Genomic DNA, 23,049 nt, shown 5'->3' on the forward strand with positions numbered 1-23,049 from the left:
CGATGGTCATTATTCAACTTTATCCCGACGCGAACGGGTTGAGTGGTGGCAATGCCGAGGGCCTGCTCTTCTCATGATGATGAATTTCAATGTTTGCAAGCAGCGCCTTTCGATCAAATTGCATCGCCGGTGTTCCAAACAGGGATTGTGAAAGATTACCCACTTCTGTGCGCAATCTATCTGATCCATCCTTTGCCCACGCGCTTAGGTTGGGATAGCCAAGGAAATCGCTCCACTCGTATAAACCGGAGTAGATTTCTTCATCTGTGCCGGAACTGATCCGGCGTCTTAGAAGTTTCAACCTGTACTGATAGGTTGATTGATGCTTTTTTCTTAACACGTTCAAAGTGTGTCGAAGCTTTGGGATACTTAAGCTAAATAACCAAACTATGCCCGCAAGAACGAGGCAGGAAACAACGACCAGCGCAGCTTTCTGTCGTTGAATGAAGGGTTCGGGAGCTGGTTTCGATAGCTGCGGCGCTATTCCCCCGGCAGAGGTGTCGGCTGCAGATACGGTTATCTGAACGGGTGCGAGGTCAGATGATCTGCTGGTTGCCGAAGAAACATCGAACCAGACAAACTTGATTGCTGGAAGCTCGTACGAGCCCTCCCGGTTCGCTGTGTAAACATGAACTTCGGTTCTTCGGCTCGCAGACTGTCGCCCCAGAGATACATTATCATCAATAAGGGGAGTCTTCTCGTAATGCTTGAGGTCAGGAACAGTGCCGACGTTCAGCGGCGGGATCATCATAGCCTGCGTATTCTCGGCTGTTACCGTGATCGTTCGCACCAGTGCATCACCGACCCGGAGTGATTTGCTATCCCGGTCGAATGACTGTTGCAAGGTTACGTTTCGAGCTGCAAACATAACCGCAGGTGTTTCGCTCACCCCGGCATTTTCGACATTAAATGAAACAGAAGGGACTTCTACCGAACTCTTGGTTGCTGTTCCGTTCACGGACTGACCAAATGTAACTCTGAATGGCGGCAGGGTAAACGCACCCGCTGTTTCCGGTACCACGGCAAGAGATTTCCGAATGCCTGTGAATCTCACATCGTTGACAGTTTCCATAATGTTTTCAGAACGTTCCTTGGAAAGTGAGACCACCGCATTTTCAAGCTCCAGAGAGGGAAACTGTGGTGGAGACGTGAAGAACTCCGGAACGAATATTTCAATATCAACAAGGACCTGCTGTCCTGGGACGATACGTTTGGCGGGATGTATGCTGGCGCGCGCGAAGGGCTCTGCACCGAATGCCGTTGTGGCTGAAACAAGCATGAGAAAAAAAGCGATTGCGGATCTGGTCATTGCGATGCCCTTGCTGCTTCCAGAGAAAACTTCCTGGCAAGTAAGTCAGCCGGACTGACCTTGATATTGTTCATCCACATCTCTGAGGTTTGTTCGGCTACTTCCACCTCGCCAGCCTTGCCTTTTTTCCCCTTGTCATCGAATTCAATACTATCGGGCTTCTGATTAGGATCTTGCTGCTGTTCTTCTTCCTCATCCTGTTGTCGTTTGAGAAGCTTTTGAGCGATTGCCAGGTTCGCGATTGCATCCGGCCAATTCGGGCGACCCTTGAGAGCCTTATTGTAAGCGTCGACTGCACCACTGAAATCAGCCAAATGCAGCAATGTGTTACCCTGGTTGTACCAGCTCTCCGGGCTGTCGACCGCGGCAAACGCCTCGAGCGCCTGTTGGTAGTTATCTGCACGATAGAATGCGATACCACGCCACATCGGGTCATCAAAGAGGCTGGCTGCTTCAGTATAGGCTTTGCGGTCATAGGCAATACGCCCCTGTTGATCGTGAGTGAGCCACATGTCAGCAAATCCATTGGCAGATGCCGGTGGGGCAGGGAATATCTGCAGTGTAATCAGAAACACCGATAACTTGACGATCCAGCCCTTTCGAAACAACAATCCGAGTAATGTTGCGCATGGTATGAGGAACCACCAACCTACGTCGTGCCACCTGTCTCCTTGATTGGATGTTTGACGGGAAAAGTTCGTATGGATATTCTCAGCAACCCACTTTACATCTGCATCATCTTCCGTAATGGTGGCTACGTCGCTTTGCGTTTGTGTGGCAAAATCCTTGAGAGCATCGACATCGAGCTTAGTATTGAGATGTCCTCCGCTCAGGTCGTTGGCGAAACCTCCGTCGGGGGTCCTGATGACACCACCTTTTCGGGTGCCTACACCGAGAACTATCAATGAGCTCTGAATGTTTTTTGCTGCATTGATCGCTGCAGGTTCAATACCGTCAGTAAGCAAAACGATAGTGCCTGGTACCTCGTCCCGAACCAGAAGTTCGTCGGCCATTTTCAGCGCAGCTGACGTGTCTTTTCCCGGCTTTGGCATGATACGGGTGGAAAGGGCGTCAGTGTAGGTCTGGATTAGATCGACATCATCCGTCAGAGGTACGACCAGGTGAGAGGTCCCCGAGTAAGCGACTACCGCGGTACGCGCGCCTTCCCGCGTGGCAAGTATATCATGGATCTTCAACTTTACGCGTTCAATACGACTGGGCGAAATATCAGTCGCGTCCATTGTTGTCGAAAGATCGACGACAAGTACCAGCGATGCTGTGTCGGTCACGAATGGTGGAGGTTCTCGCATCCATGTAGGCCCGGCAGCGCCGATTGTCGCCAGCGCGAGTGCTCCTGACAATAGAAAGACAGGGAGATTACGTTTTTTCTGACTAGGCTCGATCAACAGGTTTTTAAGCAGATGCGGTGCGACCACCCGCTTCCAGCGATCAGTGAAGTCGCTGGAATGCAGGGCGAGCCAGATGACAAGTGGTGGGACGCCAAGCGCAATAAGCCACAAAGGTCGAAGGAAGTGAAAGTCAGACATCATGCGAGTATCTCCGACGCAAGAAGCTGAAAGTACTAACCCCAAGATACCAGCTGGTGATAAGGATGATTGCGGTGCCGAGGGGCCAAACAAACAATTCCTTCCTGGGGCGCCAGGTCAACTGCTTCTGTTCCTGAGGCGTAATACCGTCCAGTTCGTCATAGATTTTTTGAAGCTGCTCCTGATCTCCGCCAAAGTAATAATTGCCGCCTGTCGTGCTTGCAATTTTCTGGAGGGTATCTGTATCCAGCTTTTCCTCTCCTGTAGCATCGGGATTACCAATACCAATTGTATGGACCACTATCTTTTTACTTTTCGCAATTTCGGCAGCCTTTAGCGGGGGCATTTTGCTTGCTGTATCGTTTCCATCAGTCAGAAGTATCAGGACTTTGTCGGGTACATCTGTTTTCTCGAACATGCGAATTGCAAGTCCCAGGGTGTCACCTAACGCTGTACGTGGGCCGGCTATACCAGGTAGCAATCCTTGAATGATTGTTTGAACAAGCTCGTGATCCATCGTAAACGGTGCCAGCGGATAGGGAGCATCCCCAAACGCAACTATACCAAGCCGATCTGTGGGACGCCTGGTTACAAAATCTGCCACCACCGACTTCACTGCATTCACGCGAGCTTCAAGATTCCCGTCCGAATCCGCAAAATCTCGTGTATCCATTGATTGGGACAGGTCCAGTGCCAACAGGATATCACGCTGCGGTTCGGTTTTTGTCAGGGGAGGCTCGACAAACTGAGGACGCGCAAGTGCGACCACAATCAGGCACCAGCAAAGGAAATCCACGAGTAAATGCGGGGTGGTTCTTCGCCGAATGACCGACCCTTGATTGGGTTCAATACCAACAGCGTCGGTAACCTGCGTGAAGAATGGCAATCGGATCGAAACAGACGTTTCGTGATAAGGTGGAATTAGCCACCATATCAGAAATGGCAATGGGAGTAGCAGTAGAGCTAGAGGAAAGTCGAGCTCATACATTATGTCTCTCTATCCACTTGCTTGTGTAATTGACGATTACATTGAAATCGTCAAAAACAGGTTCAGGTTTGGCTTGGTACTCCAGATCGTTCAAAAACCGGGAAAGTGAGCCGCTAATATCTGTTCCATCGTGGGCAGCGAGAAATTTTACCCAGTCTCCACCCGAAAGTGCTGCTGCACTGCGTCTTGACCAAGACGCTATGGCGACCCGCTTTACGAGCTCAGCCAAAGCGGTGGCTGCAAGGTATCGTTGATCGTGATTCTGGAACTGAATTTTTATCGCGTTCAGCTCTTGTAGAGCTTCACGTCGATAAGCGTTCCTTCGCCACCGCTTGTACCAGATCATAAAATAGACCAGAACGAGTACGAACAGTATTGAGGCGAGCAATCCCCATCCCCATGTCCGGGGTATCCAGGAGACAGGGTCAGGTGTTGCTATATCGCCAAGCGAGCGCAATGCAATTTCGGTTATTTGATCGAGCTTCGCCTGCTGTTCCACTACCGCCTCCGCTGACGCCATGCCGATTGTTCTAGGAGGTTGCGTAATTGTGGAGTAGTTTCTTCCGCTGCAGATATGGGTAGCATTGGCAAACCAAGTTCGCGTTGCCATGCTAGCAGCTCTCGAGCCCTCTCGCGGGCAAAGCTGTCAATTGATTTTCGTATATCCTGTCGACCGAGAGCCAATTCAGCCTGAAGCTGCCCACTGCTGACTACAATATCGCCGACGCTCGGTAAATCCAGCATAAACGGGTCATATACGAGCAGGCACACCACATCATTTCGTGTGGCGAGCTGCATGAGAATCTGCTTTGTCGTGTCGTTGTGGCCGTCAAAATCACTGACAATTATTATAAGAAAATCATGATGCGCTATTTTTGCAGCTTGGCTTAGGGCAGAATCCAATGCGGCAGAGTTTGGCTTCTGGTCGTAGTCTGCCCTGAGCCTGCCGTTCGCATCCGCGATTTTGTTCGCCAACGCAATAACGGCGTTGCGGCTTCGATGTGGCTTTACTTCACTGACTTGTGTATCGGTGAAGACGACGCCTCCGACGCGGTCTCCGGAACCCAGAATTCGCCAGGCGACCAGGACTGCCGCTTCCGCGGCTGCTACTGACTTCATTGAACGACGGCTGCCGAAGAACATGTTAATTCTCTGGTCAATGACCAGGAGTGCAGGGCGCTCTTTCTCTTCAGAATACACCCGGACGACGGGGCGACCCGTTCTGGCCGTCACCCTCCAGTCAATTGTCCGTACATCGTCACCTGGCAGATATTCGCGTAACTCTTCGAAACTAAGGCCTCGACCCCGCATCATGGATTGCAGCCGGCCAGCCAGCAACTGATGACTACGCTTTTTCTGTACAAATGTAAGGTTCCGGGCTTGCCCCTCAAGGGCGACAAGCTGTTGCGTGGTTACATATATACCCTGGCTGTCAGCAACTGATTTCATGATACGCCAACCAGTTTCGTGATACGATTAATGATTTCGTCAGCGGTGGTGTTGGAGGCGTGGGCATCATATGAGAGTATCATACGGTGTCGAAATACATCGTTGACTACGGCCTTCACATCATCAGGTGTTACATAGTCCCTGCCGTTAAGCCACGCATAGGAGCGTGCTACACGGTCAAGTCCTATTACGCCGCGAGGACTAACGCCAACCTGAAGAAGTTTTGCCAGTTCTTTATCGTAACGTTCAGGATAACGCGTCGCTATAACTAGAGCGACAATATATTTTTCAACGGGATCACTTACCTTGACGGTTCCAATTTCCGCACGAGCATCGAACACGGATTGAGGGGCAAGCCGTTGAATAGGTTTATGTTTCGTGGGATGTTTTTCTTCGGCTTCTTTTTCTTCCCGACGGTTCAGGTGCATGATATCTACTTCCGACTGTTCGTCCGGATAGCCGACTTCCACATGCATTAAAAATCGATCGAGCTGGGCTTCGGGTAATGGATAGGTACCTTCCTGCTCGATCGGATTCTGCGTAGCCATCACCATGAAAAGCTGAGGCAGAGGATAACTTTTGCCACCAACGGTCACCTGACGTTCTTCCATGGCTTCAAGAAGCGCCGACTGGACTTTTGCCGGAGCGCGGTTTATTTCGTCTGCCAGAATGAGATTGGCGAATATAGGGCCCTGTTGAAACTTGAATTCACCTTTACCTGAGGCTGAAAAATAAACCTCGGAACCGGTTATGTCTGCGGGCAGAAGATCAGGCGTGAACTGAATGCGGGACAGTTCTGCTTGCAGATTTTTAGCCAGGCTCTTGATCGCTCTCGTCTTGGCGAGACCCGGCAGACCTTCGACCAGGAGATGGCCATTTGACAGTAGGCCAAGCAACAAACGTTCGACCATTGATTGCTGACCGACAACAGATTGCTGAATTTGCTTACCTAGATTGAGAATATCGTCACGTGCTGGCAAATCGGCCTCCTGCCTGTCTCGTCTGAGCCGCGTCACAATTTGCATCACTATGGCTACGGTCTGGGTCTGGCGGCCTTGTAAGTATGTTGCGATGGGAGCCAGGCGTTAGGAAGTACGTAACGGTAAATTTCGCTAAAATCCGAGCTATCTAGTATCAAGTTCATATTCAAGTGAAGCGGCAAGCCCAATAGTGGATATGGCTTACGTGAAACGTGTGCGACGGGTGTTGATTGGAGCACGCCGCGCTCGACCGTATAGAAAAAGGATCATGAGGATAATCACAACAGTTCCGTTCAGGCGACCGTTTCCATTGCGTTGAACGTTGTTTGAAGGCCAAAGGGCCGGTTTATTCCAAATATACTGATCGCTTCGACGACGCCAAAGCATACCATCGCAGTTACCGTAACGTACTTCTGTTATTTTCTGCCGAATGTAAGCTTCGGCCACTCACGCAGGTGTGTGCGCCTTCTGTGATTATGCAGTGTGATTATGCAGGCAGACAATTAAACATCGGGAGACTGGCAATGAGCCTGACTGGAAAGCTTACAGCCATTGCGCTGACGCTGCTGAGCACGTCTGCGGTGGCCCAAAATACATCAACACCGCCTCCAGGAGACAAGCCAAACATACTTGTCATCTTTGGGGATGATATTGGTCAAACGAATATCAGCGCCTACTCCGATGGCGTGATGGGCTATCGTACACCCAATATCGACCGTATTGCCAAAGAAGGCTTACGATTTACAGACTATTATGCGGAAAACAGTTGTACTGCGGGCCGGTCTACTTTCATCACCGGACAAACCGTGTTGCGAACCGGGATGTCCAAGGTCGGAGTGCCCGGAGCTCCGGTAGGTATTCAGGACCGGGACGTGACCATCGCTCAGGCGTTGAAAGCGCTTGGTTATGCCACAGGGCAGTTTGGCAAGAACCATCTGGGCGACCAGGACCGCTTCCTTCCAACCGCTCATGGCTTCGATGAATTTTTCGGAAATCTTTATCATCTTAACGCTGAAGAAGAACCAGAACGTCCTTATTGGCCAAAAGATGATCCAGAATTTCTGAAAAGCTACGCGCCACGTGGCGTTCTCAAAGCTTCTGCTGACGGTCAGGTTGAGGATACGGGAGCACTTACCACAAAGCGTATGGAAACCATAGATGATGAAACCACCGCAGCAGCGATGGATTATATAAAGAAACAGGCGGAAGCAAAGAAGCCGTTCTTTACCTGGATGAATACTACGCGCATGCATCTCTTCACCCATATACGACCTGAATTCCAGGGACAGAGTGGCATGCCCGGTAACGACTATGCCGACGGCATGATCGAACACGACAATGATGTCGGAAAGCTTCTGGACCTGTTGGATGAACTGAAAATTGCCGACAATACAATCGTCGTCTACGCCACGGACAATGGACCCAACCAGTTCTCGTGGCCAGATGCGGCAACAACGCCGTTCCGCAGCGAAAAAGATTCTAACTGGGAAGGTGCGTTCCGTGTACCAGCCATAATTCGCTGGCCAGGCAAGATTAAACCCAACACTACCTCAAATGAAATTTTTTCCGGCCTCGACTGGTTTCCCACATTACTCGCGGCGGCTGGCGACACTGACATTAAGGAGCGCCTCTTAAAGGGTACGGACCTCGGAGGGAAAACCTTCAAGGTTCATCTCGACGGATACAATCAGTTGCCTTATCTGCTTGGCGAGCAGCCTAAGGGCAATCGTAAGGAGTTTTACTATTTCAATGATGATGCCAAGCTGGTCGGCCTGAGATTTGGCGATTGGAAAGCGGTCTTCTGCGAAATGCGCAAACCGGGTGGATTTGATGTCTGGCAGGATCCGTTTACTTGCCTGCGCGTACCCAAGATCTTTAATCTGCGTATGGATCCGTTTGAGAGGGCAGACATTGTTTCCGATCAATACAACGACTGGAGGACCAAGAATGCGTACCTGTTCGCTCAGGCAACGATGAAGGCCGCCACGTTCCTTGAAACTTTTATAGAGTATCCGCCGAGCCAGCGGCCGGCTAGCTTCTCGATCGATCAGGTCGAGGAATCCGTCCATAAGCAGATTGACGCTATATTGGACAAAGCTCTGGGTGCACCCCCCGCCCAATAAGTCCAGGGGGAGGCCGTCTGCAGGCGGCCTCCCTTCGTGCCCGACCAACCGGTGGTGACTATGGCGCAAAGCATGTTTTTTAAGAATGCGACAATTGTGGGTCATGTGGCGCGCTTCTGGCTTGCTGCAGTTCTTCTACTTGTTTCAGGGTGCTCGTCATTAATATTTCAGGTTGTATGGATCCGACAGTTGTCAACAATTATCGGAGTGGATGTTTACGCGGTAAGCGCAGGTATATCCGCATTCATGGGGGGATTGGCGCTAGGCGGTTTTATCTTCGGTCGTCTTGCCGATCGTTTGCAAACGCCCTTCTTGCTTTACGGTGTACTGGAAGTCATGGTGGCGACATCAGGGTTGTTTGTCACGATTTGTCTTCCTCATCTTGCTTTACCTTTTGTGAGGCTTGAGAGCTTCAGCTCATCGTTGGCATGGTTTCTGCTCTTGTTCACTATTGCCCTTCCCGCAGTTTTCATGGGCGGAACACTTCCCGCGATGCTGTGCTCCATAAGGGAAATCGGCCTTCCCGCGGCAGCCGCCGGAAAACTGTATGCGGCGAATACCTTCGGCGCGATTGTCGGGACACTTGCCACTACTTTTATACTGATACCGTCGTTTGGGCTCGCAGGTACTGCCAGTATAGCCGCTTCCGGCAGTTTTGCGGTCGCATTGATTGCCTTTATGTTGCGATCGGCGAACAACAAAAGCGCTCAAGGACATGACACTCATGCGGGATTCCTTTCAGACGAAGCACGTCAGGCAATCATCTTATATGGAATCGCTGGCGGAGTGGCTCTCGGATATGAAGTCGTCTGGACACAGTCTATTGTTCAGTTCATGAGCACCCGTGCTTTTGCATTCTCGGTAGTTCTGGCCACTTATCTTGCAGGGTTGGCACTGGGTTCGGCTGCGATCTCGCCTTTTATTGAGCGGATAAGAAGGCCCTGGAGCGTTCTTGGTTTACTGATCGGAACTGCAGGTATTATCGCCGTAGTAGAGGTGGCGCTACTCGGGCGCTGGATGATAACGGCTCAGTCGTTCGCTGAATACTGGGTTCTCGTTACTACCGACAACCGCCTTGCAGGAATGTCTGCGCGCTTTGCAGTTGCAGCGTTCACAATAGTGTTTGCTCCTACACTACTTCTCGGGGCCGCGTTCCCTGTGGTTGTGATGATTGTTGGGAAAACCGTGCCTGTTGGTCGGGCGGTTGGGCTCGTTGGAGGCTGGAATACGCTCGGTGGCATAGTGGGTTCTGTTTTCACCGGTTTTGTACTTGTGCCCCGATTTGGATTTGTCCATGCAATTGGTATTCTTGGCTTCACAGCATCGCTGCTTGCAACGATTATGTTGCTGCGTTCTGAAAGATGGTCACAACGAAGTATGTTAGCCTCCAGCCTACTGGTCGTGATTGCCGGTTTGCTTTTGGTGTGCGTTCCTACAGATAGGTTCGCTCAGCTTCTGCCAGGTGCGCAAAAGGGCGGTCTGATTTTCTACGAGGAAGGATTAGGCGCAACCGTTGCGGTTGTTGAACAGGGAAATAATAATAGGTTCAGGAGGCTTTACATCCAGGGGGTATCCAATACGGGTGATTCAATGGCGTCAGAACGCTACATGCGGCTGCAGGCATTATTACCTTTGATAATTGCTGACAGCGATCCAAGATCAGTACTGATAATAGGTCTTGGCACCGGCATTACTGCAGGTGCAACCCTTGCGTTTGATAATCTGGAAAAGCGCGTTGTTGCGGAATTGCTTCCAGGCGTCGTCCGTGCCAGCCGCACCTTCAAAGGTAATTACGGAGCGCCCGACGATCCGCGAATTGACCTGCGTTTGCGCGATGGCCGCAGAGAGCTTATCGCAAATGACCGCAAATATGATCTCATTACACTTGAGCCGCCGCCGCCGTCGGCTGCTGGTGTCGCCAATCTTTATTCGACTGATTTCTATAATTTTGCCGCGAAAAGATTGACTGGTGGTGGCATGGTTGCGCAGTGGCTGCCATTGCCTACGCAGAATATCGAGGACACCCGTGCCCTTGTAAAAAGTTTCACCGAAGTGTTCCCGTTCACGCACCTCTGGACGACTGAACTTCATGAGATGATGATGATCGGATCCTTGCGACCCATGCCCCTGGATTATGGCAGAATGACAACTCGGTTCGAACAACCTACGGTCAAGAAAGCACTTCAGGATGTTGGTATCCAATCTGTGGATGCGATGCTTGCCACGTGGGTAACCGACAGAAGTGGATTATTGGCATTTGCGGGTGACGTGCAATCTGTGACCGACAATTACCCGTCTATAGAGTTTAGTACATGGGTACGGCCCAATACCTTCGCGATGACGCTCGTCAGCATTATGCAACATGCCAGAGAGCCTGAGATTGTAAATCTGCCGCCGCTCGCGCTTGCCCGGGTGCAACGAGAACGTCAATATCTTTATGCATTCTATCAGGCAGGCCTTGCCTCATACAGTAACAACCAGGAAGCATGGCAGAAGAATGGGGCTTTCGTCATGCGATATGCCGGTGAAAATCCTTACTATAACTGGTTTTTTACCGGAGAACCTCGCTAGAAGGCTCTGACTTGTATTGCATTGCAGGAGCGAAAAAATTCGTTCAGACAGGTTATGATGGGACCTGATTGTAGCGCGACGCAGTTTGGCTGCGTACACAGTATTCCAGAAGCAGGCGAACTAACTCAGTGCGATGGGATGTGAAAACGGCATCGTTCTCACCTGCCGAATGTCGTGATCGTCAATATAGCGGTGTTGCAATCGTACCTTACTCATCGACCGGGATGTGGGCTATCTGCCAATGGTATTTTTTGAGCAGTGTACGATGCCAAACGCAGGGGCTTTGAGGATACTGTCGCATCTGAATGCAGTGCTTATTGGGAGTAGGCCGTCCCTGCCATCGTCCTGATGCATAATTCATTGTATAATATGGATATTCCAAAACCCTTGCCAGTGGGCGCACTGATGTAACGAGGCGTTACGTCTCATGTTTTACCGTAACGTACTTACATTTCCAGCCATCGGAAGAGATATTGTGATATCGATAGCAGGAGGCGACAATGGCAGAATGTCTTGAAGAAATGACCCGTGAAACTGCTATCGCTGGAATGGTTTGGATCGAGGGTGGAGCCTTTGTGATGGGGTCTGATCACCATTATCCAGAGGAAGCTCCAGCGCATCCGGTCAAGGTGGACGGCTTCTGGATCGACATTACCCCCGTGACTAACAGACAGTTTGCGGAATTCGTCAAGGAGACGGGGCATGTGACGGTTGCCGAAATTGTTCCGAACGCGGCTGATTATCCTGGGGCAAAATCGGAAAATCTACGTGCTGGTTCGTTGGTATTCCATCAGCCAAAAGTTCTGGATGGTCAGGATATACGTCAGTGGTGGAAATACAAGCACGGTGCTTACTGGCGAAGGCCTTTGGGAGGCCTGAGCGACATCAGAGGTAAACTTGATCACCCAGTGGTACACATTGCCTGGTCAGATGCCAAAGCCTACGCGGACTGGGCTGGTTTGGATCTCCCTACCGAAGCAGAGTGGGAGTATGCTGCGCGCGGTGGAACACAGGACTGCGAATATGCCTGGGGAGCCGAACTTATCCCCAACGGCAAACTTATGGCAAACACCTGGCAAGGTATCTTTCCTGTTCAGTCAACCAAACCAAAAGGGCAGGAGCGGACTTCACCTGTGCGTTCTTTTCCACCCAATGGATACGGGCTTTACGATATGATCGGAAATGTCTGGGAATGGACAAGTGATTACTGGTCTACAAATCATCCCCAGCGCGCCGAAAAATCGTGTTGTATTCCGGCGAATCCACGCGGTGGCGACCTTTCCGGCAGTTATGATCCGCAACTTCCGCAGATCAGGATACCGCGGAGAGTAGTAAAGGGCGGATCGCATCTTTGCGCGCCAAACTATTGCCGCCGTTACCGCCCTGCAGCGCGCCACGCTCAACCTGAAGATAGTTCTATGAGCCATGTAGGTTTTCGCTGCATCAGAAGAGAACCACTCAACAGGAGAGTCAAATGACGAGTGCAAGTACCTTAGTAAAGCAGTTTCGCACTGGTTTTTTGACCCTGGCCTTGCTGGTGATTTGTCTTTCTCAGCCCGTGCTGGCGCAGGATCCGCTACCTTCCTGGAGGGACGGAGCGACCAAGTCCGCTATTGTTGAGTTTATTACTTCGACTGTGACTGAGGGCAACAAGAACTATGTGCAGCCAGACGAACGCGTCGCCGTTTTTGATAACGACGGAACCCTGTGGTCGGAACAACCATTCTACATTCAACTGGGGTTTGCGCTCGATCGGGTTAAGGCGCTCGCCGAAGAAAACCCAGACTGGAAGGAAAAGGAACCCTTCAAAAGTGTCCTTAACAACGACGTTCAGGGTTTGGCGGCCAGTGGTGAGAAAGGACTCATTGAGCTGGTCATGGCCACCCACGCAGGCATGACGACTGACGATTTTAACAGCCTCGTCACAAACTGGTTTGCCACTGCGCGGCATCCGAAGACAGGAAAACTCTATACGGAAATGACCTATCTTCCGATGCGCGAATTACTTGAGTTCCTGCGAGCGAACGGTTTCAAGACGTTTATTGTCTCTGGTGGTGGGGTTGAGTTCATGCGCCCGGTGACGCAATCACTTTACGGAATTCCTCCCGAACAGGTCGTGGGCAGCTCAATTGCGACCAAGTACGAAGTCATCGATGGAACACCTGTCCTGACCCGGTTACCGAAAATCGACTTCATCGACGATGGTGACGGAAAGCCAGTCGGTATCAATAAGTTCATCGGTCGTCGTCCGGTCTTTGTCGCCGGAAACTCCGACGGCGATTATGAAATGCTGAGATGGGCTACTGCAAAGACACCAGGCTTTGGACTGATTGTACATCATACCGATGTGGAGCGGGAGTTTGCCTATGACCGCAAGTCTGCATTCGGAAAGCTGGATAAGGCTCTGGTTGAAGCAAAAGAGCGAGGTTGGACGGTCGTGGACATGAAGCAAGATTGGACAGAGGTTTTCTCGCCAAAGAAGTAACACGTGTTTGCGACCGTGGCAGACTGTGAGTACTCACTGGCGGACAGCCATCACAGGGAATGATGAAACCTTTAGTGCTACAGGCACAGTTCTAACGAAAGGGAGACTGACAATGAAAAAGTCCAGTTCGGATAAGTCGGAAAGCAATACGGCATCTGTAAGTCGCCGCGATATTCTGCTGGGAGGCAGTTCACTTGCAGTGACAGCATTGACAGTAGCGGCTACAACACATCCGACGTTGGCTCAAGCTCAGACATCGGGCGGCAATCAATCCGCTGCCTCAGGTAAAAAGCCAAACATACTCGTTATCTTTGGCGATGATATTGGTATCCCACAGATCAGTGCCTATACAATGGGACTTATGGGGTATCGGACTCCAAACATCGACCGCATAGCAAAAGAAGGCGCAATCTTTACGGATTCTTATGGGCAGCAAAGTTGTACTGCGGGCCGGGCTTCCTTCATTCTTGGTCAGGAGCCATTCCGGACGGGTCTGCTTACCATTGGTATGCCAGGGGATCCACATGGAATCCAGGATTGGATGCCGACAATAGCCGATGTGATGAAAGCGCAGGGTTATGCGACGGGTCAGTTTGGCAAGAACCATCTTGGCGATCAGGACCAGCATCTGCCTACAAACCATGGCTTCGATGAGTTTTTTGGCAATCTTTACCACTTGAATGCGGAAGAAGAACCCGAAGGGTACTTTTATCCGAAGGACCCGGATTTCAGGAAACAGTACGGACCGCGTGGTGTCATCAAGTCCAGCGCAGATGGTAAGATTGAAGATACCGGTGCACTGAATACCAAACGTATGGAAACCGTTGATGAAGAGTTCCTTGCTGCGGCCAAGGATTTTATAGATCGTCAGCATAAAGCGGATAAGCCTTTCTTTTGTTGGTTCAATTCAACGCGTATGCACGTCTTTACCCATTTGAAGCAGGATTCTGTCGGCAAAACTGGCAAGGGTATCCATGCGGACGGGATGCTGGAACATGACGGACATGTTGGTCAGTTGCTGGATCAACTGGATGAACTGGGAATAACCGAGGACACGATAGTGCTCTACACGACGGACAACGGAGCGGAACTGGCTCTGTGGCCGGACGGAGCACAAACGATGTTCCGAGGGGAAAAAGGCACGACCTGGGAGGGTGGCTTCCGAATCCCAATGATGGTTCGCTGGCCAGGTGTTGTGAAGCCTGGGACCGAGGTAAACGACATCGTGACTCTCATGGATTGGATGCCGACGTTCGCCGCCGCTGCTGGTATTCCGGATCTCAAAGAGCAGATGAAAAGCGGCTTTAAATCCGGGTCAAAGGAATTCAAAGTTCATCTGGACGGGTATGATCTTACCTCATTGTTGAAAGGTGAAAGTGATACGACTCCCAGAGATGCCATGTACTACTTTGATCAAGGCGGAAACCTAAATGCCATTCGGTGGAACGATTGGAAACTCAGTTTTGCAACGATGAGCCACGGCAATATCGCAACGGCTACTCGAGAAGTGCCCAATTGGGCATTGATTACCAACCTTCGGATGGACCCTTATGAAAGGGCAATGGAAGACGGAGGAGGCGCAATCGAGTTTCTCGGTCGAAACATGTGGTTGCTGGTACCAATACAGGGAAAGATCAAGGATTTCTTCACGGATTTCGATAAATTCCCTTATCAGGAAGGCAGCACCCTGAACGCAAGCGGCATCAATTATGGACTGCTTCGTCAACGGGCTGCGCTGGAGCGCTTGAATGAACTCGAAAGGTTGTCTCCGCAGTAATATCTACGAGGAAGTGGGGCGAGCACTCCACTTCCTCAACTAGTCACCAGTATCATTATCTGGTCGAATACTCGTCTAAACGAAAGAATTTGGCAAACCATAGTAGTAAAATAAGCAGGAAAAATGAGGCGGGTTCCATACATTCCATTTTGTATTGGCGTCACAAAAATCATATGAAAGCATAATTCAGCGGACAATATGGCATATGTTATTTCGTGTTGCGGGATCGCGAAAGGCTTTTCGGAAGAAGGGCTCTACAACTGATTAATATCAAAAAGTAATACGTTAAAGTTCATTTGTGAATTTTCGCTGCACGATGGATCAGTTCACTGTCGTTTTTGGCTTGGGAGGAGGAAAGGGAATGGGTATCTACGAAGAGGATCGAAATTCTTCTCAGCCAAACGGGACATCAAAACGAGGCATGATCAAGCTGATGTTGAAGCTTCCATCTGTTCGCGACGATATAAAGCGTTCTGAAGGTGAGCCTCTTCTGAGTCTTGCAGAGGCTTACCAGATTGCAAGCGAGGTGTTGGATAAACTGAGGCTTTCAGACAAGGAAGACAGTTCTCTTTTTGCCGAGTATGAAAAGGTCTGCAGGGAGATTGAGTTGGAAGTTACCGAGTATTGTCTCTCGCGCAGGAAAAATTGCTGATCCAGGCGCAGTGTTTTCAGCGACCGATAGATTTCACATCAGGGAAATTGCTCAGAATTATTTCCTGGATGGACTGAGGCACCTGGTCCCATTTCATCGCTTCAATTAGTTGCGCTTGCATTTCCTGTGATATGTCCAATATCTCTGGTCGGCTTCCCGCAAGTGCTGCTATGCGATAGATTTCTTTATGTTCACTTTCAGATGGAAGTTGTTCTGCTTGTTTCAAGGCCGAATCCCAGTCCCGGTGGCGGAATGCTTCAAGCATCAGCAAACGACGATGTTCATCTGTAATGTTTTCTCCAGACTTGAGGGCGACCAGGTTCAAGGCTTCGTCCCAACGACTGTTGGCGTAAAGCGCGAGTGCCAGTGTGTCCCGAAGTTGAAGGTTGTTGGGGTTATATGTAAGTGCGCGTTTACCCACCTCGACGGCGAGTTCAGTTTCTGCTGATCGAAAATATGCATCCATTAGCGCAAAGTATGCTCTATCGGACCGGGGAGAAAGCAAAACAGCACGCTCCGCGAGAGACTTACTTCTGGCCAGTACTTCTGAATTCGATACAGTTTCTGCAGAGCGAGATAGAACGCGAGAAAGAGCAGCCAGTGCGTCACTATTTTCCGGGTTCTGGGCGATCGTTTCTTCGAGGCACTTCTGAATTTTAGCGACTGGCCTGAAACTTGCCAGGTAAAGCTCGGCTTTCAGGACGCACGTATTACCCAAAGACGAATGGTCAGACCCTTCTCTTACAAGCTGGACGTTTACAACACCGTTGGAAGCTGCCAGCGTAGGAGCGAGCGACGATGCGAGATTTTCGGCAATCCTGGTCCGCGTCATTCTTGTGCCGTCGGTCCGGACAACACCAGAACCAAGAACTTCGTTCTGCAGCTCATCCCGTACTTGCCACCATAATTCCCGCATTTGATTATCAGCCCGATACTTTATCCCTATGACGAACTTTCTGATATCGTCATCTTTAGAGAAGTATGTATCGCTATTGGAACGCAGGGACAGGGTATGAAAATTCCCTAGGGCAGCAAATAGAGCGTCTCTTACAGTTGCCGCTTCGATCAGCAGGGCGTCGTCATCAGTACCAAACTCGATAATTGCAATAGGTTTGACGGTGTTGCCGGGCGATTTGATAAGAACAAGCGCGATTAGTATTGCAGTTACGAAGGCCAAAAATACGATGCTTGCAAGTAGCCACCAGTTTCTGATGCGACCAGAACGCTGTATCCTGGAATCTGTGGATCCGGCAGGGAGCGCATTTTCTTTTCTTTTCGCAGGCGCCTTGCTCGGGCGATAGAGGAAGCAAAGTGCATACTTTCCCTTTGGTAGAATGATCTCGATTGGCTTTTCCTGGCCAAAGGCTTCGAAATACTGGACAAGAGCAGAACGTAACCGGCTCATCTCAATTCGCGCGATCGGATCGGTGCCGGGATCAAAACTTTCAGGCCTGCCCAGCACGTCGACAGCAATGGCATAGGCTTTGACACTGTCGCGACCGTTGGAAAAATATTGATCACCAAGATAAGACAAAATTGCCTTGGCTCGATCAGTCGCGTGAAATCGCTGATCAGTCAGCAATTCGGTCAGCGCCAGTTTCGCTTCTGCAGCCGTTACCTCCCCGACCGCAGTCATACTACTTTTGTCAGCCATAACAGAACCCCGGTGGAATTGACCGTATGTCAAATTACCGTCACATCATTCTCGTTAAACTATTGACTTCGAGTACGATGGCGCATGTTCCCCCTCTTTTCTGCACAGAAGTTCACCAGCTATCAGCTGTTCGATCAAAATTTGGACGAACGCAAACTTCGATATGTCTAGAAATCGCAGTAAGTATTCTGGCGGTTTATCGCGCGCAGTTCTATGCAGTTTGTGCCAAAATCGATATAGAAAAGTGTTCTTCATAAAAAATTTGTGTTGTTGTAATAAATTAATATTAACTATTATTATACATTAATTAATGTAGAAATATATTATACTACGTGTAGTTGGGTTTCGTTTTCGAATGGAAGTTGCAGTATGTCGCCATTCTGTATCGTCTGTTGCTGACACTAAAATACCAGGCAATCGGTCGCAGTAAAGCAAGTCAAATGGACGTAATTCCACCCGAACTGTTTGTTATCTCTTATTCTCAATTAAATCAGATACGGGTTCTCACACCGGTCGTTTAGTTAAGCAACGGAGTGTTGCCGCCATGGCTGAATGTCTCGGAGATATTGGTACTGCCAGGTTTCTGGTCATGACGTTCGGTGATCGTTAATGGTGCGGCAACAGCTGTGCCGGCGACATTGCCAACAGTACGAACTGTTCCACCAACGACAGCCACAACACCCTCACCTAGTGAGATGCGAGTGTCTGTGAGCGTTTGACCGGCGATAAGGCGTTGGCCGATAAGTTGGACGATTTCCGGACTTTCTGCAAACTTTCCGTGATTGAGGCGGTCGCCGGTATCAACTTTCGTCAGATCTATTGCTGTTATGCCAGCTGTTTCGAGTTGGGAACGATACGGTTCCTGAGTAGGGTCGATTGCACCGGCTCGTTGAACCCCACCGGTTAACAGTCGGGAGGCGGCCAGGGCGCGATCATCCTGTGATACGAAAATTGTGAACTTGGGTCGCGGTTTCCCCATCTCGGCGAATTGTTTGGCAAACACCTGAACATCAATATCAGGCGACGCGAGAATGACATTCCGAACTTTTGGGCTCACATGACCGCCTCGTATACCTATCTGACGAAGGGATTCCATTGCTAGCCAGGTTCCCATGGAATGAGCAAGTACTGTTATATCTTTGACGTTCTGGTCCTTTACCAGTGTCTGGATGGTCTGTTCCAGTGCTGTACGGGAGTAATTTGTGCTTTCCCGATCGTATTCGTATGCAGTCAGTTTTGCTCGGGATGGCCAGGTGAATAGAACCGGTGTCGCGTCCATTTGACTATCATGGACTATTTGAGCGAAGCGGAAGACTGAATCCTCGTAGCGGTTGTTGAATCCATGCACAAATACAAGCGCCTTACCGTTCGAGATGTGACTTTTTATCCATTGTTTTCCATCGCTGACTGTAGCAACAGACCTCGCGCGTGTAACGGCGAAATCGGTCAGTGGGTCAGGTGGGAGTTTACGTGGCCATTGTACAGAGCCAGGCTCTCTTTGCTTGGGAATAGAGACGGCGATGTCCGTGAGATGAGCTTTAGGAGCACGCTCTCCGTTAAACAACGTGTTTGGATCACCAGATGGCTGGCGTGTTGTAACGACCAGCATATCTACTGACCTAGAATTTGACTGTGTGTTCTCCGATGCGATCGGGTTCATCACCCCGGTTGGATGTCCGCATCCGACAACTGACACTGAAAGGAGAAGTATTGCGCCCCAGACTGGAAACCGCCGCTGGCATTTTATACACGATTTTTCATTGATATTTGGCTGGAAACTTTCTGGCCAGAAGGTGTCGCTAAATCTCGCCCGGATTTGTTTGTCTGGATTGTGCGGCGCATGTCTCAACTCCGGTTACCTCCTGATTTACTGCGTTGTCTCCGCTCGTTACGAAACCCAACGTCGATGATGCCACACAATCTAGACAAGAAGTATTTTCTTAAGTACGGAAAAGACTTCTTTGAATGGAAGCTGTGTCATTCCTACAATCGCAAAAGGTAATATCGCAGAAGCACAAACAGGCATCAAAGAGTTGCGACTGAGAAGAACGGTGGAAATTTTACAGACGCTGGAATAGTAATCCGCCAGATTTTCCGGATTTCCGTTGGCGTAGTCTGTTTCATTTTTGCTTGGAGCTGCAATGTTTCCGCCGATTATTTTGCGTTCGGTAGTACGCTGTTGTCTGGTCGCCAGTGCAGACAGGACTGAAACGGTACTGCGTTTCAACCGCGACAAAGGGCCGGTGAATGCAGAAAGCGGGTATGCGAAGAAAATCAGAACCACGAGTAGCCAACCAATCATCACGGTAGCTAAAGCGTTCGCTGAAAGCCCGTCCTCCCATACATGTTTGGCTACAACCGTCGCAATGGAACTACTCAACCCAAAAACGAATGCCACGTAGGCGTTGGGGTACTCAGCCAGAAAAGCCAGTCCTCCTTTTCTGTCGGGATGGGTCGCCGTGAGACGTAACTCAAGGGCGGCAATCATGCGAAGCAACCTTGCCCATACAACGTGTCGCCAAAGTCCTCGAAACATTAAAAACAGAAATAAAGGCGAGCTGAAACAAACACACCACCATCCGGCCGGCGTCAACATCGGCGTGCTACCGGATACAGTCACGCTCCAGTTGGTTGCGGGGAGGCTTTTGAAATTGACATACGCCGCATAGGCGCCTGCAATCGCCAGAAGCAGGCAGATCAGTTCCGCGGTTCCGGAGTCCCGTCTTTTAAGTGCAGTGTTCAGGGCACTAAGAGCCTTAGGCTGAGATGAAGGTGCAATCAGCGGCGCGCGGTTGAATTGTAAAAGCTTTGTCCGAAGGCCAGCATCGATGTATTTTTCGGACAAGATGAATGCTGCAATTCCCACTATAAACCGTACAGATGGGCCCGGATCTGAAATGAAATTCCATATCATTGGCTTGTCTGAGAAGTATGTTGGCAGCACAAGCACAAGCAGACCACCCCATGCGAGTGCCACGAACATCAGTGCCCGTTTGCCCGTTCTCAGCGCATTTTCATGCAGAAGGTGTAATCTGCGCTGAAGCTCGAAAAACATACCTCCATGGGCCGCATGAAAATCCAGACGCGAAGCAGCTTCTGGGACCGGACGTTCACCTGATTGTCGAGCGCTATCAACGGGTGCTGACATTGGTCAATCGTCCACGATCGACCAACGGTCATCGGGATTGAATTGTTTGATCGACGGCGCGATCTTGTTGGTTTCTGCACCAAGATCAGCCTGATAAACGATACCATTACGATTGACCACGAATGTATTAACTCCGGTCTCACCGTATTTCACCGGCCATGCTACAAGGGCATATCCGGCTATCATGTTGCCGTTTATGGTGTAATCAAATGCGCCGCCTGCGATGTTGTCTCCCTGGCGTGTCAGAACCTTATAGCGATAGCCAAAGTATCCATCCACGGCTGATTGATCGAGTTGCGAAAAATCGAGCAAGGGGGAGGCAGGGCTTGGGTCGTCACCATCGACATCGGGCCAGAGAAGGCCATCTTTCTCGCCGGGACTGCTGACGATTTTTTGTGCATACTCCAGTACGCCATCGCCATCGTGATCAGCACTGGCATACTCTTCCTGAGCGTCGATATAGGAGCGTATGGTTTCGATGGTCTGGATTTCGTTTTCACCGACACGCCGGTTGACGATCTCCTCTATCCCCAGCACGGGGTCAAATGCAAACTTTCCATCCTCCATTTTGGCAACGGGAAACGGGAAAGGCCACAGGATTTCACCAACTTCGATGACGTGATAATCACCCTGCGTCTCAAGTCCGATTCGACGAGATATTCCGACTTTGATCAGAGCGAGCGTGTCTGCAATGCCGTCTGAATCCTTGAGAAGCTCCGGCTTTAATCCGAGAATGTCAGCCATCCGGTCCAGGTTTTCTGACTGAACCGCTTCCTTGAACCCTGCCACGGCGTCTTCGACGGTCGCGAACTCTGCAGGTAATTTATCTGAAAGCAACCTGGCGAGATCATCATTACCTGCAGCTGCTACGGGAGAAATCGACAAAACAAACCCTGTAAAGACAGACGCAATGGAAGCCATTGCTGTGCAACGATTAATCCACTTCATGGCATGTACCTCCACCGGTTAGCGTCGATGTCCGTGTGGCATGCGGGCATGCCCGCCTCCCATTGACCTGCGTTCAAACTGATGCCCACCACCCATCGCACGACCACCACGGTTGGAGCTCATGTGTGCAGATGCTCTTGGGCGAACCTCACCGAGGCCGGAAGGTCGTTTCGGTCGGACATCCCGTTTGCTGGCCATAGTATGTTTTACGTTGTGAGCTGGTCGGTTATGGGTTTGTGCGGGTTTCGATGGTCTGTTCTTGACGTGAGACTGAGGATTGGCGGCTTTACGGTTGCCTTGTACCTTGTTTGCTCTTACGTCCTTGATAGACGAAGCGCTGATCTTGTTCTGTCTCGCCCCTGTCTTTTCGGTTTTTAATGACTGGGCCCGGTTTCTGATATTGTCACCACCGGTTTTTTCCAGACGAGAACGTATGTTCGTGCTGTCGATCTTCGAATACTGGTTGTGATCGAACTTGAGTTTGCTACGGTCTACGTTCTTCCAGTCAACATCATTGAAGTTAACGCGGCCATCAACATCGATATTATTCATGCAGCGATTGCAGTCTATATCAATATCAGCTCCATCATAGCGACCGCCCCAGACGCCCCAGTCATCCCAGTCGACGGCCGCTGCAAAAACAGCCCCGGTTACAAAACCTGCAAAATAGGTTGCGGTCGGGTAATAGTAATTGGGGTAAGGATCAGGATAATAAGATACAGGCGCTATGGCATAGCCCGGTTCGTAGAGCATCTGTGGTTCATACTGAGGTACATAGATTTTCTGCGGATCAGCGGACTTAATGACCACATTATTGTTTTCTTTTGTGACCTGCACCTTGTCGTCGCTCTTTATGACGCCATCCGCGACTGCTTTGTCCCGGAGCGTCTGAATGGCAACAAGAAGGTCTTTCTGCTGACTGGCGACTGCGTTGCCGATTGCCTGCGTCCATTCAAGGTCGTCGCTCATCATTTTGACGATCTGAGGATAATTTAGCAGCGATATCACGCTACCGTCCCATTCTTCCTTTGGCTTGAGGGAAGAATTTGTTTTGACTGCTTCCAGAAACCGCTGTGCTTCCACGACTTGTAGAGGATAAAGCGACGCTGAGGTTATGAGTGCAACGAGTTCATCTGGATAAAGCGCGATACGTGCGACAAGGATCTGCATCTCCTCATCATTCAACATGGCTTTGCTGGCGTTCTGCGGCTCAGTTACAGCAGTGGCCGGAGTTGCTGATGGTTGTTGAGCTGAGGCTCCACCGCCAGATAGCGCGAGGAATGTCGTGCTCACCAGCAGGAGCGAAAAACGCTTTATTCGATTACTGGAAAAAAAGTTTCTATCATTCATCTTATCCTCCCATCGGTGAGGAATATCCTCATCGGTTGAATGATCCAGCAAAAACTGATCAATCCGGC

General features: G+C 50.3%; 17 protein-coding genes. 6 read left to right on the forward strand and 11 right to left on the reverse strand.

Features of this window, described 5'->3' with window-relative positions; genetic code table 11:
* Nucleotides 1–19 precede the first annotated feature (19 nt).
* Genes AAE521_RS06475 through AAE521_RS06500 form a run of 6 tightly spaced genes read right to left on the reverse strand, consistent with a single transcriptional unit; the run spans nt 20 to nt 6,273 of the window.
* Nucleotides 20–1,309: a hypothetical protein gene (locus AAE521_RS06475; protein WP_342060774.1), complete on the reverse strand. Its 1,290-nt coding sequence runs from the start codon at nt 1,307–1,309 to the stop codon at nt 20–22.
* Nucleotides 1,306–2,859 carry a VWA domain-containing protein gene (locus AAE521_RS06480; RefSeq protein WP_342060775.1) on the reverse strand — a complete coding sequence of 518 codons (1,554 nt, stop codon included), beginning with the start codon at nt 2,857–2,859 and terminating at the stop codon, nt 1,306–1,308. The genes AAE521_RS06475 and AAE521_RS06480 overlap by 4 nt, the downstream gene beginning before the upstream one ends.
* On the reverse strand, nt 2,849–3,844 hold the full coding sequence (locus AAE521_RS06485; protein ID WP_342060776.1) for a vWA domain-containing protein: 996 nt from the start codon (nt 3,842–3,844) through the stop codon (nt 2,849–2,851). The genes AAE521_RS06480 and AAE521_RS06485 overlap by 11 nt, the downstream gene beginning before the upstream one ends.
* The gene (locus AAE521_RS06490; protein ID WP_071631686.1) at nt 3,837–4,343 is read right to left on the reverse strand and encodes a DUF4381 domain-containing protein; all 507 of its coding nucleotides are present in this window, start codon (nt 4,341–4,343) and stop codon (nt 3,837–3,839) included. The genes AAE521_RS06485 and AAE521_RS06490 overlap by 8 nt, the downstream gene beginning before the upstream one ends.
* Nucleotides 4,343–5,293, reverse strand: a complete 951-nt coding sequence (locus AAE521_RS06495) for a DUF58 domain-containing protein (RefSeq protein WP_071631685.1) — start codon at nt 5,291–5,293, stop codon at nt 4,343–4,345. Before AAE521_RS06495 ends, AAE521_RS06490 begins: the two co-directional genes overlap by 1 nt.
* Nucleotides 5,290–6,273, reverse strand: coding sequence for an AAA family ATPase (locus AAE521_RS06500; protein ID WP_342060777.1), 984 nt, complete (start codon nt 6,271–6,273; stop codon nt 5,290–5,292). The genes AAE521_RS06495 and AAE521_RS06500 overlap by 4 nt, the downstream gene beginning before the upstream one ends.
* 524 nt (nt 6,274–6,797) lie before the next feature.
* Between AAE521_RS06500 and AAE521_RS06505 the strand changes: the two genes are divergently transcribed.
* From AAE521_RS06505 to AAE521_RS06530, 6 genes are all read left to right on the forward strand, one after another.
* Nucleotides 6,798–8,396, forward strand: coding sequence for an arylsulfatase (locus AAE521_RS06505; RefSeq protein ID WP_374865025.1), 1,599 nt, complete (start codon nt 6,798–6,800; stop codon nt 8,394–8,396).
* 36 nt (nt 8,397–8,432) lie between these two features.
* On the forward strand, nt 8,433–10,967 hold the full coding sequence (locus tag AAE521_RS06510) for a fused MFS/spermidine synthase (RefSeq protein WP_342060778.1): 2,535 nt from the start codon (nt 8,433–8,435) through the stop codon (nt 10,965–10,967).
* Between the two features lie 500 nt (nt 10,968–11,467).
* Nucleotides 11,468–12,445 (forward strand): formylglycine-generating enzyme family protein, encoded by a 978-nt coding sequence (locus AAE521_RS06515; protein WP_342060779.1) that lies wholly within the window; start codon nt 11,468–11,470, stop codon nt 12,443–12,445.
* On the forward strand, nt 12,442–13,452 hold the full coding sequence (locus tag AAE521_RS06520) for an HAD family hydrolase (RefSeq protein ID WP_342060780.1): 1,011 nt from the start codon (nt 12,442–12,444) through the stop codon (nt 13,450–13,452). The genes AAE521_RS06515 and AAE521_RS06520 overlap by 4 nt, the downstream gene beginning before the upstream one ends.
* A gap of 112 nt (nt 13,453–13,564) precedes the next feature.
* Complete coding sequence (locus AAE521_RS06525) at nt 13,565–15,229, forward strand: arylsulfatase (RefSeq protein ID WP_342060781.1); 1,665 nt, start codon at nt 13,565–13,567, stop codon at nt 15,227–15,229.
* Nucleotides 15,230–15,590: 361 nt separating this feature from the next.
* On the forward strand, nt 15,591–15,881 hold the full coding sequence (locus tag AAE521_RS06530; protein ID WP_071631716.1) for a hypothetical protein: 291 nt from the start codon (nt 15,591–15,593) through the stop codon (nt 15,879–15,881).
* 16 nt (nt 15,882–15,897) lie between these two features.
* Here the strand turns inward: AAE521_RS06530 and AAE521_RS06535 are convergent, their stop codons facing one another.
* The 5 genes from AAE521_RS06535 to AAE521_RS06555 form a co-directional block, all read right to left on the reverse strand.
* Nucleotides 15,898–17,535: a tetratricopeptide repeat protein gene (locus tag AAE521_RS06535; protein WP_342060782.1), complete on the reverse strand. Its 1,638-nt coding sequence runs from the start codon at nt 17,533–17,535 to the stop codon at nt 15,898–15,900.
* Between the two features lie 517 nt (nt 17,536–18,052).
* Nucleotides 18,053–19,246: an alpha/beta hydrolase gene (locus tag AAE521_RS06540; RefSeq protein ID WP_235817622.1), complete on the reverse strand. Its 1,194-nt coding sequence runs from the start codon at nt 19,244–19,246 to the stop codon at nt 18,053–18,055.
* A gap of 210 nt (nt 19,247–19,456) precedes the next feature.
* The gene (locus tag AAE521_RS06545) at nt 19,457–20,683 is read right to left on the reverse strand and encodes a hypothetical protein (RefSeq protein ID WP_071631678.1); all 1,227 of its coding nucleotides are present in this window, start codon (nt 20,681–20,683) and stop codon (nt 19,457–19,459) included.
* 3 nt (nt 20,684–20,686) lie between these two features.
* On the reverse strand, nt 20,687–21,631 hold the full coding sequence (locus AAE521_RS06550; RefSeq protein ID WP_342060783.1) for a DUF2950 family protein: 945 nt from the start codon (nt 21,629–21,631) through the stop codon (nt 20,687–20,689).
* A gap of 18 nt (nt 21,632–21,649) precedes the next feature.
* On the reverse strand, nt 21,650–22,981 hold the full coding sequence (locus tag AAE521_RS06555) for a DUF3300 domain-containing protein (RefSeq protein ID WP_342060784.1): 1,332 nt from the start codon (nt 22,979–22,981) through the stop codon (nt 21,650–21,652).
* Nucleotides 22,982–23,049 lie beyond the last annotated feature (68 nt).

It is taken from the genome of Brucella cytisi (assembly GCF_038433355.1).
Classification (GTDB): Bacteria; Pseudomonadota; Alphaproteobacteria; order Rhizobiales; family Rhizobiaceae; genus Brucella; species Brucella cytisi.